Annotated in this window: 15 protein-coding genes; 4 read left to right on the forward strand and 11 right to left on the reverse strand. The window is 59.4% G+C overall.

Going from position 1 to position 16,677, the window contains the following annotated elements; all coding sequences use genetic code 11:
* Positions 1 to 43 precede the first annotated feature (43 nt).
* The gene (locus tag HRU82_04305; protein ID QOJ34219.1) at positions 44 to 1,114 is read right to left on the reverse strand and encodes a pentapeptide repeat-containing protein; all 1,071 of its coding nucleotides are present in this window, start codon (positions 1,112 to 1,114) and stop codon (positions 44 to 46) included.
* Positions 1,115 to 1,154: 40 nt separating this feature from the next.
* Between HRU82_04305 and HRU82_04310 the strand changes: the two genes are divergently transcribed.
* Positions 1,155 to 1,835, forward strand: coding sequence for a hypothetical protein (locus HRU82_04310; GenBank protein ID QOJ34220.1), 681 nt, complete (start codon positions 1,155 to 1,157; stop codon positions 1,833 to 1,835).
* Positions 1,836 to 1,861: 26 nt separating this feature from the next.
* Here HRU82_04310 and HRU82_04315 read toward each other — a convergent pair whose 3' ends face one another.
* The gene (locus tag HRU82_04315) at positions 1,862 to 2,314 is read right to left on the reverse strand and encodes a hypothetical protein (protein QOJ34221.1); all 453 of its coding nucleotides are present in this window, start codon (positions 2,312 to 2,314) and stop codon (positions 1,862 to 1,864) included.
* Between the two features lie 166 nt (positions 2,315 to 2,480).
* A complete protein-coding gene (locus HRU82_04320) occupies positions 2,481 to 3,059 on the reverse strand; it encodes a hypothetical protein (GenBank protein ID QOJ34222.1) in 579 nt (192 codons plus the stop codon).
* A gap of 198 nt (positions 3,060 to 3,257) precedes the next feature.
* On the opposite strand from HRU82_04320, the gene HRU82_04325 reads away from it, so the two are divergent.
* Both HRU82_04325 and HRU82_04330 read left to right on the forward strand, forming a co-directional pair.
* Positions 3,258 to 3,632, forward strand: coding sequence for a cupredoxin domain-containing protein (locus HRU82_04325; GenBank protein QOJ34223.1), 375 nt, complete (start codon positions 3,258 to 3,260; stop codon positions 3,630 to 3,632).
* A gap of 79 nt (positions 3,633 to 3,711) precedes the next feature.
* The gene (locus HRU82_04330; protein QOJ34224.1) at positions 3,712 to 5,205 is read left to right on the forward strand and encodes a class I SAM-dependent methyltransferase; all 1,494 of its coding nucleotides are present in this window, start codon (positions 3,712 to 3,714) and stop codon (positions 5,203 to 5,205) included.
* Between the two features lie 171 nt (positions 5,206 to 5,376).
* On the opposite strand, the gene HRU82_04335 is transcribed toward HRU82_04330, so the two are convergent.
* The 4 genes from HRU82_04335 to recG form a co-directional block, all read right to left on the reverse strand.
* A protein-coding gene (locus HRU82_04335) for an IS3 family transposase (protein QOJ34225.1) occupies positions 5,377 to 6,497 on the reverse strand; the annotation gives its coding sequence in 2 pieces (ribosomal slippage) (positions 5,377 to 6,251 and positions 6,251 to 6,497; 1,122 coding nt in all).
* A gap of 297 nt (positions 6,498 to 6,794) precedes the next feature.
* Positions 6,795 to 8,426 carry a hypothetical protein gene (locus HRU82_04340; GenBank protein ID QOJ34226.1) on the reverse strand — a complete coding sequence of 544 codons (1,632 nt, stop codon included), beginning with the start codon at positions 8,424 to 8,426 and terminating at the stop codon, positions 6,795 to 6,797.
* A 10-nt stretch (positions 8,427 to 8,436) separates the two neighbouring features.
* Positions 8,437 to 8,763, reverse strand: a complete 327-nt coding sequence (locus tag HRU82_04345) for a hypothetical protein (protein QOJ34227.1) — start codon at positions 8,761 to 8,763, stop codon at positions 8,437 to 8,439.
* Between the two features lie 37 nt (positions 8,764 to 8,800).
* On the reverse strand, positions 8,801 to 11,329 hold the full coding sequence (gene recG / locus HRU82_04350; protein QOJ34228.1) for an ATP-dependent DNA helicase RecG: 2,529 nt from the start codon (positions 11,327 to 11,329) through the stop codon (positions 8,801 to 8,803).
* Positions 11,330 to 11,495: 166 nt separating this feature from the next.
* Here recG and HRU82_04355 point away from each other — a divergent pair, with 166 nt between their 5' ends.
* Positions 11,496 to 12,938, forward strand: a complete 1,443-nt coding sequence (locus HRU82_04355; protein QOJ34229.1) for a tetratricopeptide repeat protein — start codon at positions 11,496 to 11,498, stop codon at positions 12,936 to 12,938.
* Positions 12,939 to 12,941: 3 nt separating this feature from the next.
* On the opposite strand, the gene HRU82_04360 is transcribed toward HRU82_04355, so the two are convergent.
* The 4 genes from HRU82_04360 to HRU82_04375 form a co-directional block, all read right to left on the reverse strand.
* Complete coding sequence (locus HRU82_04360) at positions 12,942 to 13,871, reverse strand: hypothetical protein (GenBank protein ID QOJ34230.1); 930 nt, start codon at positions 13,869 to 13,871, stop codon at positions 12,942 to 12,944.
* Between the two features lie 473 nt (positions 13,872 to 14,344).
* The gene (locus HRU82_04365) at positions 14,345 to 15,388 is read right to left on the reverse strand and encodes a methyltransferase domain-containing protein (GenBank protein ID QOJ34231.1); all 1,044 of its coding nucleotides are present in this window, start codon (positions 15,386 to 15,388) and stop codon (positions 14,345 to 14,347) included.
* A gap of 28 nt (positions 15,389 to 15,416) precedes the next feature.
* Positions 15,417 to 15,854 carry a hypothetical protein gene (locus HRU82_04370; GenBank protein QOJ34232.1) on the reverse strand — a complete coding sequence of 146 codons (438 nt, stop codon included), beginning with the start codon at positions 15,852 to 15,854 and terminating at the stop codon, positions 15,417 to 15,419.
* Positions 15,851 to 16,675 (reverse strand): tetratricopeptide repeat protein, encoded by an 825-nt coding sequence (locus HRU82_04375; GenBank protein QOJ34233.1) that lies wholly within the window; start codon positions 16,673 to 16,675, stop codon positions 15,851 to 15,853. Before HRU82_04375 ends, HRU82_04370 begins: the two co-directional genes overlap by 4 nt.
* Positions 16,676 to 16,677 lie beyond the last annotated feature (2 nt).

Below are 16,677 nucleotides of genomic sequence, written 5' to 3' on the forward strand. Positions count from 1 at the left end.
TGACGGGCAAGGTCAAAACCATATGTTGTGGTGAGGCAAGTCGTTATCGCGATTTCAGAAGGTAGAGCAGCAGACCCAGGGCGGCCAGAAACAAGGAGACCGTCACGGCTTGCGACGAGGCGGTGCCATTCGATGAGCCGGGCATCGCCGCCGTGGGGCGAATGGTGCGGGTGAGGAGCGGCGGGCGAGCGAACCAAGCGCCGGCAAGGTCGTCGTTATCCAGGAAGAGCGCATCCGAAAAATCCGCCTGGCCGCCGAAACGCGCCTCGGCAAACGTTACCGGCCGGTGAAAGCGAGCAAACAAGAAAAACGCTTCGCGATCGAATCGTGCCCCTGAAAAGTCGCACTTGCCCCGACATTCCGCCCCCGAGAATCCCGTTCCCATGTGGAACGTGGCTCGAGCAAAACTTGCATCCTGCGTGAACACGACCTCCAGAAACTCGCTCAATCCGTTGAAGCTGGCGCCTCGAAAGACGGCGGGGGCCCCGAACTGGGAACGGTGAAACCGAACGTGAGGACCGAATTTCGTGCCGGAAAAGATGGCGCCCTGGGTGAATTGATCCTGCACAAAAAAACTTTCCTGGTCGAACGTGGCCCCCGACCCATCCACCACCCCGAGGAACACCGTTCGTGACAGGTCCAGCGCACCGTTGAAGTGGGTGTCGGTCAATACGACCGGACCCGTCACCAACAAGAAGCCCTGCTTGAGGCGATTGAGGATATGCCCCTTCACCGACACATGCTTCAGCGCGAACGGACCACGGATGACATGGACCTCCTGCCCCTCCAGCCCTTCCAAGAGCCGTTGATCTTCCGTCGTCAAATCCTTGAGCGACCCCGCCTTTTGCGACGGCAGTTCATCCAAAAACAGGTCTCCCTGAATCACCGCCCCGGCGAGATCGATCCCCTTGCCGGAGGCCAGTGCGTGCAGCAACTCCTGCGCCGACACAGCTTGAGCCTCGCGCTCCGCCTGGGTGCAGGTCTGACTCAAATGCACGGTAAAGGTCGCGGACCCTGCCGACCCCTTCTCGACCCGGCATTCCGCAGATGCCCTCCCCGCGTCCGCCACAATGAGTAGCAGGATGCCCCAGGCGATGACGGAAACAATTCTCACGGAGACTTTACTCCACAAGGTCGTTTGTTAGACTTGCCCCATGCGAGCCGGAAACCGAGCAACCTGGAACGGTCGAGGCCTTCGCCATGCCGGCGCCCTTGCGCTCTGCATCACCCTGCTCCAAGCGGGACCGCCAAGTGCCGCAATGGACACCGTCGTCGAACTTCCCATCCTCGCCGCAATCCAGTCGAACAATCAGGGCGTGTTCGAAGTGTTGCTCTTACGATGGGATCACTCGCCGACCCCCTCGCCCATCGTGCTTCAATGGCAAGGCGGCAACATCCAGCTGGGTCAGGCCAACTTCAGCTCCATGGTCCAGGCATTCCGTTATGCGCTCGAGCAGAGCGAGGCGGTCGAGCTAACGGGAACAGTCACGGCCACCGGTATCACCTACATTCCCATCAACAGTGACGGGCCAAGCGCCGGCGCCGTCATGACTATCGGGTTTGCGGCGCTGCTGAAGGGAGATCAGCTCTTGCGCGGCATCGCCCTGACCGGCACAGTCACCGGGGACGGCGATATCGGTCCGGTCGGCGGCATTCCCGACAAGGTACGCGCCGCCGCCAGGGAAGGATACCGTACCATTTTGATTCCAAGCGGCCAACGATATGGTCCACATTGGAACCTCGACCGACTGGCCATGGATCTCAATGTCGAGATCGAGGAGGTCGGGACGATCGCTGAGGCCTACCACCTGATGACCGGCGAATCCCTCCGCTAGCCACCCGCATTCGATCGAAAGCCCGGTCAGCCCTCGCCGTTCAACCCCTCGACGAGTGCTCGGTACTCGTCCTCCGCCAGCCGATGCATGCCGAGACTGAGCCGCCGCGTCAACTCAGCCTGTTCTTGAATGCCCAAGGTGTTTTGCAGCAGCTGATGCGCGCGTAGCGCGTGCCTCGGCCAACGTCGCACCGGCGTCACCCGCACAAACCCAAAGCGGGCTTCGGTCCTGAACTCATCCTTCAGTAAGTCGTCCAGCGCGTGAAAGGGCTGAACCGGCGACACGATCGCGAACTCAGCGCAAATCCCCTCCTTCAGCACGTACACCAACCCTCGGGAATCCAGCGTGATGAACTTTTGCAGGTTGTCCCGTATCAGAGCCGTACAGAGCCCCCAAATCCCGGCGCCAAGCTGTAACTCCGCACTTTCTTGGGAGCTTCGTTCGCGCAGAGCGCCGGCGATAAAGAGAAAATGGCTCATGAGATCTAGGAAGAAGGGAATTCAGCGGTAGGGGGAGGTGGCGCGGTCAGACTGCCCACAGCAGTACATCGGCAGGAATTGACGTGTCAGCCCACGAAGGCGCAAACCGCCGCTGATGTCGCACGGCATCTCCCTCACGATCCGGAGACTCTGCCGCCCCACTCTCTCAGTTGTTTCGAAACTCGTCGGTATCGTCGAGCAGATCCTCAGACTTTTCCAGATAATCGACGTCGTCATCTTCGCTGTCGAGATCGAGTTCTTCATCGAGTTCGTCCTCGATTTCCTCTTCCATCTCGTCTGACATCTCATCCAGGTCCTCGGCCAACTCGTCTTCCTCATCCAATTCCACCGCGCGCGGCTCCACCTCGACCTTGGGCGGCTTGGAAACTTCGGCCAAAGCAGGTTTCGCCGACTTCTGTTCTGGAGCGGCGGCGACCGGTGCAGCGGCGGCCTTCTCCTTCACCTTCGCTGCGGGCTTCGGCTGCATTGACGACTTGGCAGGCTTCGCCGCCGGTTTCGGCTTGGACGCACGTGTGGGTTTGGCGGTTGCCCGTTTCTTGGCTGCGGGCTTGGCAATCTTCTTTGCGGGCTTCTTCGCCGCAACCTTCTTGGCCTTGGCTGGTTTACGAGCCGAGGATTTCTTGGTCGCCGCGGCCTTCTTGGGTTTCGCAGCCTTTTTCACGGCTTTGGGGACCCGCGCTGCCTTAGCAGGAGCGCTCTTTTTTTTCACGCGTGTCTTCGCCATTCCACGTCCTCCTCATCAGGTCTTCAACTTGGCACGTCGGTGGTAAAGCGGCCTCCATCTAGCATGAACCGGCGGGTCGATGCAACCGTATGGGGCCGCACCCGATCACAGCGGGAAGGAGTCGTCCGCGAATCCTTCCGCCCGCCCCCTGTCTCTATGTATAATGAATCCATTATTCACACATGTGGTGAAGGCTCCATGACTCGTTATGCGCTCTCGTTTCTCATTGCGACAGGCGCCTTGGCCGCCTGGCCGACTCACGCGACTCCACCCACCGCCCAGGTGAGCATGGATAGCGGATCTCCTTACTATGTGCCTGCTTCCGTGACGGTCACCGCCGGGGCGGCCATTCGGTTCGACAATCCGACTCCCACTCATCACACCGTGACCCACGACGGGTGCTTCGAGGAGGGAGGCCGATGCGCCTTCGATTCGGGCGCAGTGGAACCGGACGGGAGCTTTACTATTCCCAACCTGCCGCCGGGCCGGTACCCTTACCAATGTCGCATCCACCCGATCATGCGCGGTATCATCATCGTGACCGACTCCCCTATGTTGCCCTCGCAAACCTAACACCGCCCGGTCCGAGGTTCTTGCAGGTCGCGGCTGCCGTCGTGTAGGCTGCGGCTTCCATCATGGATCGCCGAGATCGATGAAAGCCGCCGCAGCCGTCCAAGAACCTCTCAGCTTGAGTGGTGATGTCCTTCGCCTGCTCGCTTGGCGCATTCCCGATCTGGTCGCCTACCAACATGGGTACGACGAATGGTGGCTGGCCCCTCTCGACGACGATGTTCCGTTGGTGCGCCTCAATCGGACCGGCATCGAGATGCTGACCTCCATGAACGGTCACATTACGGTCGGTGCGCTCCTTGAAAAGTACGGCAGCCGCGTCTGCGGTCCGGACGGCCAGCCTGGCTCCTGGCACTTGGCGCGATGGTCCACCCCGAACTATTCGCTCTGTTATTTCGGCACCGAGCCGCCCGGCGGCCATCGCCACAAAGCCAAGTGGGATCTCCTCCTGCAGCAGATTCGCGAAGGCTGGTCGGGACAACAAAACTTCGAAGGGGAAGAACATCTCGAGGATTTTCATATCCACGAGTTGAAGGAAAGCGACCTGGAAGACGGCCACTTCGACCTGATCGAAACGACGGTCTCACACCTTTTCCGGGAACCTTGTGAGGCCCTCGGCGGCACGACGTACGGTCGCCTCCTCATGCGTCAACTGCGGCGCTTGGGCTGGTTCAAGCCTAAGCCGAAGGTCATTCTCGAAATCGGCGGAGGCCTCGGCTATGTCGCCCGGGAGTTGGGGCAAGAGCTGCTGCCGTTCGAGCGGCAAGGTATTCATTACGTCTCCCTAGACGTCACCCGTCCGTTCCTGCGGCTCCAAACCAAGCGGGCCTCAAGCGCCGGCTGGACCTGTACCGGCACCCATGCCAACGGCGAATGCCTGCCCTTCAAGGACAATTCCGTCGACCTCATCATCGACAACGAGAACATGGCGGACATGACGCCGGTGAAGCTCACCCGAGAGGAACTCACCGACGGGCGCGGGGAGACGGCCCAACATCAGGAAGCACTGGACTGGATCAGGCGACTTCGGCTCCCCCTGGAAGCCGACCTCCCCGAGGAGGTCATCTTTAACTTGGGACCGATCCGATTTGCCGCCGAAGTGTGGCGCGTGCTCAAGCCAGGCGGGCGGGCGTTTCTGACGGAATTCGGCATTGAGGAAGGCTGGCCGGCTGCCGTCAAACTGCCCCACCACACCGAATACGAAGTGCAGTACAGCCACCTCCGACAAGCCGTCCGCTGGCTCGGCTTTCAGGAACGGTATCTGCCGCTGCCGCAGTTCCTGCAAATCAAGCCTGACACGAAGGTCCTCTGCACGGGCGCAGCCTATACGATTCAGCGTTTTTGCCAGGGGCTGGGGCGAGATTTTGCCGTACGAGCCTACACGGAAAGCGAGCTGAACAAGGCCCTGGGCGACATGCTTCCCAAACTACAGGGCTGCCACTACCACGACATTGCCGATCCCGCTTGGTTCGGACTCGTCGACTTCAAGGTACTCCTGCTGGAAAAGCCGGGCGGCACCCCCCAACCCACCTATACCGAGCAGAAAAGCGGGCTTCGTTGGTACTCGCAACGGTAAGAAGCGTTGCTCCATCTAGGGAGACTGCAAACGCATACTCAAGCCCACGCATCGCCCTCGGATCTGCCTGGCTGCTGCAAGACAGACTGACACCGTAAGCTCCCCCGTCAAGGAGACAGTGGCAAAGGAGAACTTTTGGCTTCTGACGTTGACCCCATTCCGAGACAGCTCTTAAGGAGAGCAGACGACTTTTTCGGTGTCCTGTTCTTCCTGACGTTGCCTGACGAACTCGCTTGGCGTCAGGTGCCCAAGTGAGCTGTGGGGACGGCGGGTATTATAGTCCACGCGCCAGGCTTCGATGATCGCCTGGGCCTCAGCCAGCGAGGCGAACTGATGTACATTCAAACACTCATCCCGCAGCCGTCCGTTGAATGATTCAATGAAGGCATTTTCGACGGGTTTCCCCGGTCGAATGAAGTCGAGCTGCACGCCCCGTCGATACGCCCACTCCTCGAGCGCACGGGACTGGAATTCCGTCCCATGATCGACCGTGATGGAGCGAGGCCGCTGGCCCTCTCCCAGGACGCGATCCAGTACCTGACTCACCAGCGCTCCAGACATCCGAAATCCGGCCTCTAGGACAGGACTAGAGCGACTCCAGTTATCAACGACGGTCAGAATCCGATAGGGCCGACCTTCACTCAAGGTATCATGCACGAAATCCATACTCCACCGTTCCGACGGGCCGACCGGCACGGGAGCTGGCCCACGATGCAGGGCGATATGCTTTCGTCGGCGCACCCGCATGCGCAACTGGAGCCCCTCTAAGCGATACCAGCGCCGGACCCGCTTCCGGTTGACCGCCCAACCTTCCCGCCGCAGTAAGACCCAGATGCGCAGATAGCCAAACCGAGGCCGCGCATGCGCCAGATCGCGAATGCGCAGCCGCAGGGCGGTCTGATCCTTGGCCTGACTCTTCCGATACCACGACGCGCGACCAAACTGCGCCAACCGACAGGCCCGCGCACAGCTCACCTGAAACGTCCCGTGAAACCACTGGGCGAGCTCCCGACGGCGCGCGGGCCTTAGACTTTTTTTCGCAACGCCTCCGACAGCATGTGCTTATCCAGCGAGAGATCGGCCACCAGTCGTTTGAGCCGGGCATTCTCCTCTTCCACCTGCCGCAGTCGGCGCAGTTCACTCACGCCGAGATGCGCATACTTCTTTTTCCAGGCGTAGAAGGTTTGCTCGGCGATGCCGAGCTGTCGACAGACATCCCCGATGGGGGTGCCACTCTCGGCTTGCCGGATGGCATAGACGATTTGCTCTTCCGAGAATCGTGACCGCTTCATCGATCCACTCCTTTCGTCGAGGACCGCCGAAGCCGCCATTCTACTCTCGTTTTAGATTGCCGTCGTTTTTGGGGGAGACGTCAACACAAGACTAATCCTAACTCCGTCAATTCAATAGTGCGACACAGGTTATCGGCTATCTGTTTGTCGTTGGCAAGACCCTGCCGTGGCATAACCGATGGCCCTGAACTTGACGCATCACGCAGAGCGACAAGAGGGAGGCGACAACACCACGCACACACGATCAAGTAGATTTACATCCTAAGGACGATGCTCGGTGATATGCGTAGTAGAAAATCAACAAGGTCGTCCGCTGCTCTCTAAACGAAAAAAGACCCTCTGAAATCTCTCCCAACTTTCATTTGATATTTTATAGGAAAAGGTCTCCTTGTCTCTTCGGCACTCAATTGAGAAATCTTCCTCGATTTTTTTCACAATGGCCAAAGCAGTCTTTCGTGCATATTGGATTGGAGCTGTTTCCTTGAGTGGATGGGAAAATCGTCGCCCATCTTCCGGTCGACGATTTTCCGAACGTGGAAATTTTGTATGTATTTTGTCATTTCTTGGAACCGGATATCGCGCTTCGATGTAGGCTGCCTTTAGGATCCGAATCAATTCATCTTCAGAATAAGGCTCGAACTTCTTATTCTGGCCATGCCCTCGGTCCTGCTTTGGCGGAGCTATCGGTAGGACGCCTCTCGATCGAAGACAACTCAGCAACTTTTCCAGGTCATGCCCTAAATCTTTGGCTATTTTGTTAATTCTCTTAGAACGGCGATCCTCCGGCAAGTGTTCCCAAACTGATGCTGAACGGGCAAGAATATATGCTTTACAGATCTTTTCCAGACCTTGATAGCAAAAAAATGTGCTGTATTCAGGCCACTTCCTTGCCGATTCAAATTCAATACTAATGTAAAAATCCTTTATCCCAGAAGTAATCCAATTTTGGATCACTTGGGTCTTGTTCGTGCGGCTCGACTTCATTCGCTCCGCCAAATCGATCAACACTCCCTCCCGCAAGCCCAAATCACTCACCAAAACCTTCGCCGTTCCCAACGTCTCCATCACCGTCCTGAGAATGATCGCGCCGGCGACGATGACCTCTTCTCGACCACGCTCCAAGCCTGGAAGCCCCTGCCGTTGAGCCTTGGAGCGGCTCAGAAGCTGCTGCTCCAACCCGGTCACTGTTTCCAGCGTGAGAATGTAGTTGTGAATCCTGGCCGGCTCATAGGTCGGTAGCTGCTGCGCCATAGCGGCCAGCGCGGTAATCGTGCCGGCTGTGCCGACAAAGGTGAGCCCCTCCCGCCTCGGTATATCCGCCAGGGCCGCGGCTGTCTCACTCCGCACCCAGTCCCTCGCCTGCGCCACTTCGTCACCAGTCGGCGGGTCGTGATGCAGCAGCCGTTCGCTCAACCGCACGACCCCGACGTCGATTGAGCGCACCAGTGGAGAGTGGGCCGGCCGATCCAGGATGAATTCCGTGCTTCCCCCGCCGATGTCGAGGGCCAACATGTCGTTCACACCAGGGGGCAGGCCCGATCGGATGCCCAACAAGGTCCGGCGCGCTTCCTCTTCACCGGAGATGATTTCAACGTCAAACCCCACTTCTTGCCGGACGAACCCGAGGAACTCCTCCCGGTTATAGGCATCGCGCACCGCACTGGTCGCGACCACGGCGGTCGCCGAGACGTGGTGTTCGTTGATCGCGTGCCGCCATTCCTGCAAGGTCGCGATCACCCGTTGCATGGCGTCTGGCCGGATGACTCGATTCCGGTCGACACCTTGGCCCAAATGCAGGATGCGACGGTCGGAGCGAAGCTCACGCAGGCCACCCGATGGCTGCCGCTCCGCGATCAGCAGACGACAGGTCAACGTGCCGATATCGATTCCCGCCAGGATGAGCGGCGCCGAACTAGAACCGACGGTCATGACGGGCTCCTCATGGTCCATCGATTGCGATGTCATTCATTTCCAACAGGAGCTTCGTGCGTTCCTCCTGCAGCGCCTTCACTTGAGCCAACAGGCGGACGACTTCCCCATCCGTCAGAATGCGGTCCAGTGAATCGCCGCGTTCGTGCAGTTCGATAGTTCGCTCGCCGATATCGGCATGCAGGTCATCCAATTGTTGATCGAGCTTGCGCAGTTCCAACCGGTACCGGAGCAACTCGCCTTCTTCCATCGCACGCGTGGCGACCTGAGCCGTGCCCTGGCGCACAGTCACCCACCCAGCACGCAAATCGTGACTCAATCGTTGGAAAAGTCCCATCACTGACCCTCCACGTGAATGGACCGGTTTATGACGGTCAACTTACCTCGCCCAAGGCCAGTTTGCCTTGCCAGCGCCGCAACATCGCCGCCTTCAAGGCCTGATGCTGCGGGGATGCCAACATGGGATCCTGCGCCACCAGCGCCTTGGCTTCCCGCCTGACTTGCTCCAAGAGGTCGACGTCCCGGACGAGATTCGCCGCATGGAATTCCGGCAGTCCCCACTGTCGCAAGCCCCAGAACTCGCCGGGCCCGCGGATCTTGAGATCTTCCTCCGCAATCACAAACCCGTCGTTCGACGAAACCAAGGCCTGGAGGCGTTGTTGGGCATTGGAGAGAGTCTGTTCCGGTGCCCCGTGACGCGCCAGTCTGGATCGCCCCTCGCGCGGCAGGTAACTCGCCATCAGCAGACAGAGGGATTGGTGCGCACCCCGCCCCACACGCCCGCGCAACTGATGCAATTGCGCCAGCCCGAAGCGTTCGGCATGCTCGATCACCATGACGGTCGCATTGGGCACATCGACGCCTACTTCAATCACGGTGGTGGCGACAAGAATCTGAATGGTGCCCGCCTTGAAGGCCGCCATGGTCTGTTCCTTCTCGGCGGCCGAGAGTCGTCCATGCAGCAACCCGACGCGTGCCTGGGGAAAGATCTCGCGTTGGAGTTGTTCAGCCCCCTGGATCGCCGCTTTGAGATCGACCTTCTCCGATTCCTCGACCAGCGGATACACGATATAGGCCTGGCGACCGGCCTGCAGTTCATCGCCGACCGACTGCCAGGCCTTGCGACGCTGCCCCTCGCTATAGAGCATCGTTCGGACCGGTTTGCGGCCCGGCGGCAATATGTCGATGACCGACACCTCAAGATCGCCATACACGGTCATCGCCAAGGTGCGGGGAATCGGTGTCGCCGTCATCACGAGCACATCCGAACGATAGCCCTTGTCGAGCAGGGTTTTCCTCTGAAGCACTCCGAACTTGTGTTGCTCATCTACGATGGCCAACGCAAGATTGGCAAAGGTGACATCCTTTTGAATCAAGGCATGGGTTCCGATCGCAACCTGAGCTTCGCCGTTCGCCAATCGCTTCAGCATCTCCTTCCGATCCTTTGCCTTGCCGCCGCCCTTCAGCAACACCACCGTCAGTCCCAGGGCCTCAAGCGTCGATTTGAGATTCAGGTAATGCTGTTCGGCCAGAATTTCAGTGGGGGCCATCAGGGCCGTTTGGTAGCCTGCCCCACAGGCCAGCACCAACGCATGAAGCGCCACGACCGTCTTGCCCGACCCGACATCCCCCTGCACCAGACGGTTCATGGGCCGGGACGATGCCATGTCGGCCTGAATTTCACGGAACACCCGTTCCTGCGCCGAGGTCAGTTTGAACGGCAGCAGCCGGGCCAGACCGGTCAGGTGCGGCGGGTGCGGGTTGATGTGAAACGGTTTCCGCTCTTCGTGGATGTTCCGTTGGCGCCAAGCCATGGCCGTTTGTAAGAGGAACAACTCTTCAAAGGCGAGCCGGCGATGGGCCGGCGAGAGGCCGCGATTGAGCACGTCAAGATCAGATTGTGCCGACGGATAGTGAACCTGCCGCAGTGCCTCTCCGATTGGCAGCAAGCGATGCCGGGCTCGTAGGGCAATCGGCAGCACCTCTTCCGCATCGGTCTCATGCTCGGCCAGCAACCCATGGACCAGCACACGCATCTGACGTGAGGTCCAGCCCTTCGTCTCATGATAGATCGGGACAATCCTCCCGACGTGGAGCAACTCATCGTCTTCGCCAAGTAGTTCGAATTGGGTCGCCTCCAGCCGCAGATCCATCCACCCACGTCGGCCGGCCGCCACACGACCGGTCATCATCACCCGCAGGCCCTCGACCAAGACGTCCGACAGATAAGGCTGATTAAAAAAAACGGCGTGCGCCACACCGGTCTGATCTTGCACGTCCACTTCGAGAATCGATAACCGGCGAAACCGTGCACGCGTCAATTGAGTATGCACAATGATTCCACAGATGGTCTGGGTCGCGCCCGGGACGAGCTTCCCCACAGGAGTCACCACTGATCGATCGTCGTACCGCCAAGGTAGCGTCCAGAGCGCCTGTTCGACGGTACGAATGCCCAACCGATCCAGCAGGCTGCTGCGTTTCGGGCCGACCCCCTTGACAAACTGAATCGGTACAGCCCAGAGAGGCTGCTGGGAAGGGGACCGACGGGCCTGAGGGGCTGATTGCCCCCCTAGCTGTACGCTGTAGGAGCGATGGGGCTCCTCCACGCTCCCTTGCAACCGCCGAAGCAGGACGAGGGCCTGGGCCAGCCGATCCTGCTGTTCAACCGGAGTCAGCGCCGTATGAAAATCCACAAAAAGATTCCGAAGCACCAGGAGGTCATTTTCGACCGCACGCGGATAGACCCGCTCACTCAAGGCGCCGATGACCTGCTCCGAGACAAACCGGTCGAGGTGTTTGACGGTCGCCAGATGGGCACCGGCATCACGGCAGGCGAATTCGAGGGGTCTGGCGACACGCTGAAGGAAGGCCTGGAAGGGATCGGGCCCATCAGGTCGTGACATGCTGGGCTCGGATCGTACCACAGCCCTCCCTGCCGCTCAACGAGAGGGGCCGGGCGGGAACCTCGCGTTTCGACGCCCCGTCGGTGTCTGGCTTTTCTGACTTTCCTTGGCGCTCGTTCTGCTCAATGCTAGAGTGATTTTGCGTAGGACGGACAGAAGGAGCACTATGTATCGACGCAACATCAAACACATCCTGGTACCGCTGGCGGTCGTGATCGGCCTGTTCATCTTCTACCAAGTGAAGGTGAAACCGACGTATTTTCAGGACCCCGCGCCCCTCCCGCCGCACATCGTCGCCGAGGAAAACCCGTCCAACGCCTCCACTCCGGTGGCCTCTCCACAGAATACGTCCGAGATAGAACGGAAACGCCCTCGCACAATCGATCCCGTGAGTATTCCGGTTCCCAGACATCTTGAACTGCTGAGCGCCATTCACGAGGAACTTGAAAAACATAACGTCGTACTGGCAGAAACAAAACTGACGGACCTGCCCTCCTCGATTCTCACGGAGTCCGCAACCAGGCGGCACGTCGCAATTCTATGGAACAACCTCGGGATCTTGCAGGAAAAAACCGGCGGGACCGAAGTGTCCGTGAAGGCATTCAAGAAGGCGGTCTCGCTTGATCCGCAAAATCCCGTCGCCCACCTCAATCTGGCCAATGCGTATTGGGGCCTCCGCGACCCGGCGCTGACGGAAGAGTTCTTGCGGAAGGTGATGACCCTGGCCCCGGACGAGCCGTTCCCTCACCTGGCTTTGGCCGACTTGCTGCAAGAGAAGGATCAACTCACTGAAGCAGGCAAGCAACTGGCGCAGGCGCAGGCACGCATCAAGAAAGATCCCGCCTTGCAGTCCTACCTGAAAGCGGTCACCGCGAAGGTCCACCGCGCAGAAAAGGCGGAAGAGCACTTCTCAACGCGCAGCAGCGTGCACTTCACGGTGAAATACGACGGGACAGCCGATCCGACGACGTGGACCACCGTCTTGGACATTCTCGAAGAGGCCTATCGAGACATCGGGCAGAAGTTTCAATTCCACCCGTCCCATCCGATCATGGTCGTGCTGCACACCAAAGATCGGTTTCAGCAGGCCTCGGGAAGCCCCGCGTGGGCCGACGGCCTTTTTGATCCTGTGCTGGGACGGATTCAAATTCCCACCCAGGGCGCCGCCACGGATCATGCTTGGCTGACCCGCGTGTTGCGCCATGAGTTTGTCCACGCCCTCGTGCATGAACAATTGGGAGGAGCTGGCGAGCCGATCCCCACCTGGCTGAATGAAGGGCTGGCCATGCAGCTGGCGGGAGACCACTGGCAAGACATCACGGGCACGGTCCCAGCCGAACGGAGTTTGATTCCGTTAACCGCTTTGGAGGGAAGTTGGGAAACGCTCCCTGCCGAGCACGTCGGCATGGCCTACTACGAGGCCAATGCGGCCACCCACTACTTAATCGAACGATATGGCATGCATAAGGTGCACGAGGTGCTTGCCCACCTGAAGGCGCGACAAACTATCGCCGCCGCCATGCAAGACCGACTGTTGGTATCGTATGACCACTTTCAGCAGCAATGGGCCGACAGTCTGGCAAACACCCTTGTCCAACCACGGTCATAACCCCTAGCGCCACCGTACAAAATACGCGTCACGACGCGGCTGTCCGAACCCGTTCCAGAGAGGAATGGCGTGAGGATGGGCCTCCTGCTCTGTCACAGTCGGTGGATCCCCAATCCCCTCCAACTGATCGAACGAATCCTGCCACAGCAACGCCCCGGACATGGTGTCGTAGGCCTGTACAACCAACTCAAACACAGGTGCCGGCGAAGCATCGACCAGACTAGGCGATGCCGATCCAAGCGACGACTGGTCCCACCGAACCGGCTTTCCGTTTCCAGGAGCAAAGCGGTCCTGCCACAGGAGGTTCCCGCTTACGGGATTGAGGGCCCGAACGGAATACAACGTCTGCAGCGTGTTCTGGCTCCGATCCGCAACGGAGGCGGCTGATGGCGTAGTGGGTCGAAGGACGACATCCGCCCCCATCGCGCCCCCATCGCCAGGTTTCAAGAGGTTCAATTGTCCTTCCCAGAGAAAGCGACCGGTCTCGGCGTCGTACACGCGCAATAGAAACATGCGGTTTCCCTTGGAGTCCGTCCCGATCCCGCCGGCAAAGATGCGCCCTCTATTTCCATCCGTTATGGCTGCCCCCTCTTCCTTCACATTTACATCGAAGGAATCTTCCGACAGAATGGTTCCCTTCCGCGCCTCATACGTTCTCACCGTCAGTAGCGAGGAATCGGCGACCTGAAAGCCAAAACCTGCGGCGACGACCTCTGCATGCTCGCCAGATGGTTTGGCCGCAGCCGACACCTCCCTGGGCAAAGGCTCGGCTCCGTCCACCGACGAGCCACCCATCCAATAGCCCAGAAGCATGAATCCGAGAAGTAACCGCAATCTGTGCGGTTCGGCCCCTTGACCGACCTCCCGCGCTCTTGCCAGCCCTTTCGACCCGGAAGCCCCCCCTGTCATGCGTGGAAATGTATAGGACAACACATCCGCCTCCTTATGTGAGGAGCGGATTGTCACTCGATGTCTTGCTGACGGTAAATCACCCGGCGGAGCACCCTTTCCCCTCCTATGCGGGAGAGGAAATGCCGGACGGTAAGGCGCCTTGCAGGCGATGAGGGTGGTCGCTATAGTACACCCCATGGTCTCCACCACCCCTCTGGTTCTGCTACTTTGCGCTATCGTTGCCACAGAGGGGGGACTGCGCTTGGTCGGCTCGCTGCCCTCTCAATCCTCCACGCAGCAGAGTGTGCTTCTGGGGTTTCTCTTTGGCCTTCCGTTGCTCCTGGTGGCGGGACTGCTGACGAATCGACGGCGATGGATCGGCATGGCCACGGTCATGTATAGCACGGTCGCGCTGGCACTGAACCTTGCCACCATCGTTCAGGAAGCTGGGCGGCCTTCGCCTGCACCGTTGGTCTTGGGCCTGACCCTGTTGAGCAGCGTACTGAATTTTCTCGTCATGGTCTTCGGCGGGCGCTTCGTTCTCGCGGACGGATCGGACGCGAGGCCGCTACAATCCCCCCCTCCCAATCCCCGGTTCCCCTCTTGAGGACGATCGGACGGACTTTTACATACCCGGCCTTTCGCAACCATGCGGCAGTCTCACGGAACGGATAGGTATTGCCCCGCTCGGTGAACAGCAGCATGCTCACCGCGAACAAACTGGCCTCTTCGGAGTGCAGGTCTTCGCGCCCATGTAAAAAGGCGTCTTGAATGATCAGCGTTCCCCCGGGGGCCAACGCGTTCAGCACGCGGTGGAAGAGCGCCAGATTTTCTTCCGGCGAGTAGATGTGCAGCACGTTGGAATACCACACCACGTCGAACCGACCGGGAATCGGCTCCGACATGAAATCGAGCGGGAGGTACATAAGGCGCTTCCGCGCCGGATGATTCGCTGCAATATCCTTTGCGACCTCCAAGGCCGCGGCCCGATCACAGAGCGTCGCCGAGAGGCGAGGATGCCGTTCCATGAACGCCAACGCATAAGTTCCCGGGCCGCCGCCCAGATCCAGGATGCTACGAGCCCGCCCCAAGTCCAGCTGCCGAGCAACCCTCGCGGCCACCTCCAGCGACCGATGATGCATGGCCCAGGAAAACTGCCTGCGATAGTCCGGAGTCTCCTGCTCATCCCGATCCACGGGATGCCCGCTGCGCACCGCCTCAGTCAACCGAGACCAGTCCTGCCACTGGCTTTTCAGCAGGTCGAGATACGCTCCCCGGTAGGCTTGATGGCGGGCATTTAACACGGTCGCGGCAAAGCGGCTTGCACGGTACAGCTTCCCGCGCTTCCGCAACAAGCCACAGACTGCCAGGTTGCGGCAAAGAATATCCAATCCGCGCTCGCTGACTTTAAGTTTGTAGGCGAGCGCCGCGATCGGCCAGGCCTTAGTCCCCATGGCCGTAAACAGGTCCAATTCCAGCGCCGTCAGCATGACCCGGGGAAGCCGATAGGCAGCTACCAGATCGCGGAAGGTTTCGATCGAATTGATCGTATGCGGCATGGAGCGTGGAAGTCTCGACGCGACTCGGTCAGGAACGACTCACGAAAAGATTACGGCACCAGCGAACGGTCGTCAGCAGCTCGTCGAGCCGGTGAAAATCACAGAGTTTGAGAAACGTAATGGCGACATACTCGTCATTCATCTCCACCTGTTCAGTAAACCCAGCCTTGAGCAGCATCGGACGCATCTTAGATACAGCGGGGCCCAGAAAATACTTCGCTTGTTTCGCTACCTCATCGGTTCCCAAATCCTCTGTCGTTCCATCGCACATGAGACTTTTCACATCATCCATGGCCACGCCGTGTTGACAGAGTATGTGCCCGTCCGGTCGCACCTCCAGTAGCCAGCCGTCGTCAGAGAGATCCACAGCCACGGCTCCGCCGGGCTCCAATTCGTAGAATTGAGGAACTGCCGCTTGGAGACGAGATCGAACTTCATTCCATGAGACCAGCGCAGCACCGCTCATGAGTGGGACTCCCGATGTCGAGGCATCGTTCCTTCGGCGGCTACACGCGCCCGAAGTGTCTCCAGACGCCTGGTGTTTTCCTCCAATTTGGGGAGACCGTATTTTCGATCCATACGGACCACCTGTTCCAGCAGGTTTACCGCGGTCTGCAGTTGGCCGAGGTCCTCATAACACTGAGCCAGCACGTAACGGGCTCCTCCGGCACGCAACTCGTCCCGGTGACGCTCCGCGATGGACTGGCTGGTGTGGCAGCAGGCGATGGCATCTTCATATCGTTTTTGAATGGCAAAGGTCCGCCCCATCATTCGCCAGGCATCGGCCACGCCACCTTGGTTGTTCAGACGTCGCATCAACACGAGCGATTGTTCATAATGCCGGATGGCCTCGTCAAACTGTCCGGTCTCCCGCGCCACTAGGCCAAGATCCGAAAAGAGCACCGCCTTCCCCAGCTCATCATGGACTCGGGTCATGATGTCGAGCGCCTCAAGATAATAGGCCCGTGCGCGTTCCCATTCGCCGGCATCGGCACGAAGGTTCCCGAGGTTCGCTAAAGTCGTGCCGATCCCCTTTTCATCCCCCAACACCTTCTGGATTTCGAGCACTTCTTGATAATAGATTTGAGCTGACTCGCGCCGCCCGCTGACGGCACAAATGTTACCGAGATTTCCCAACGTGGCACTGAGGGCTCGCTGGTCGCCGGTCAGACGGTCACATTCCAAAGCCTTGGCATAGCAGGCATAGGCCTCCGTGTAGAGGCCGCGGGCAAAGTGTTCATTGCCCTGCCGGTTGAGCTCTTCAGAGAGCCCGTTTCGAAGTGCCATGA

The organism is Nitrospira sp., from assembly GCA_015709715.1.
Taxonomy (GTDB): domain Bacteria; phylum Nitrospirota; class Nitrospiria; order Nitrospirales; family Nitrospiraceae; genus Nitrospira_A.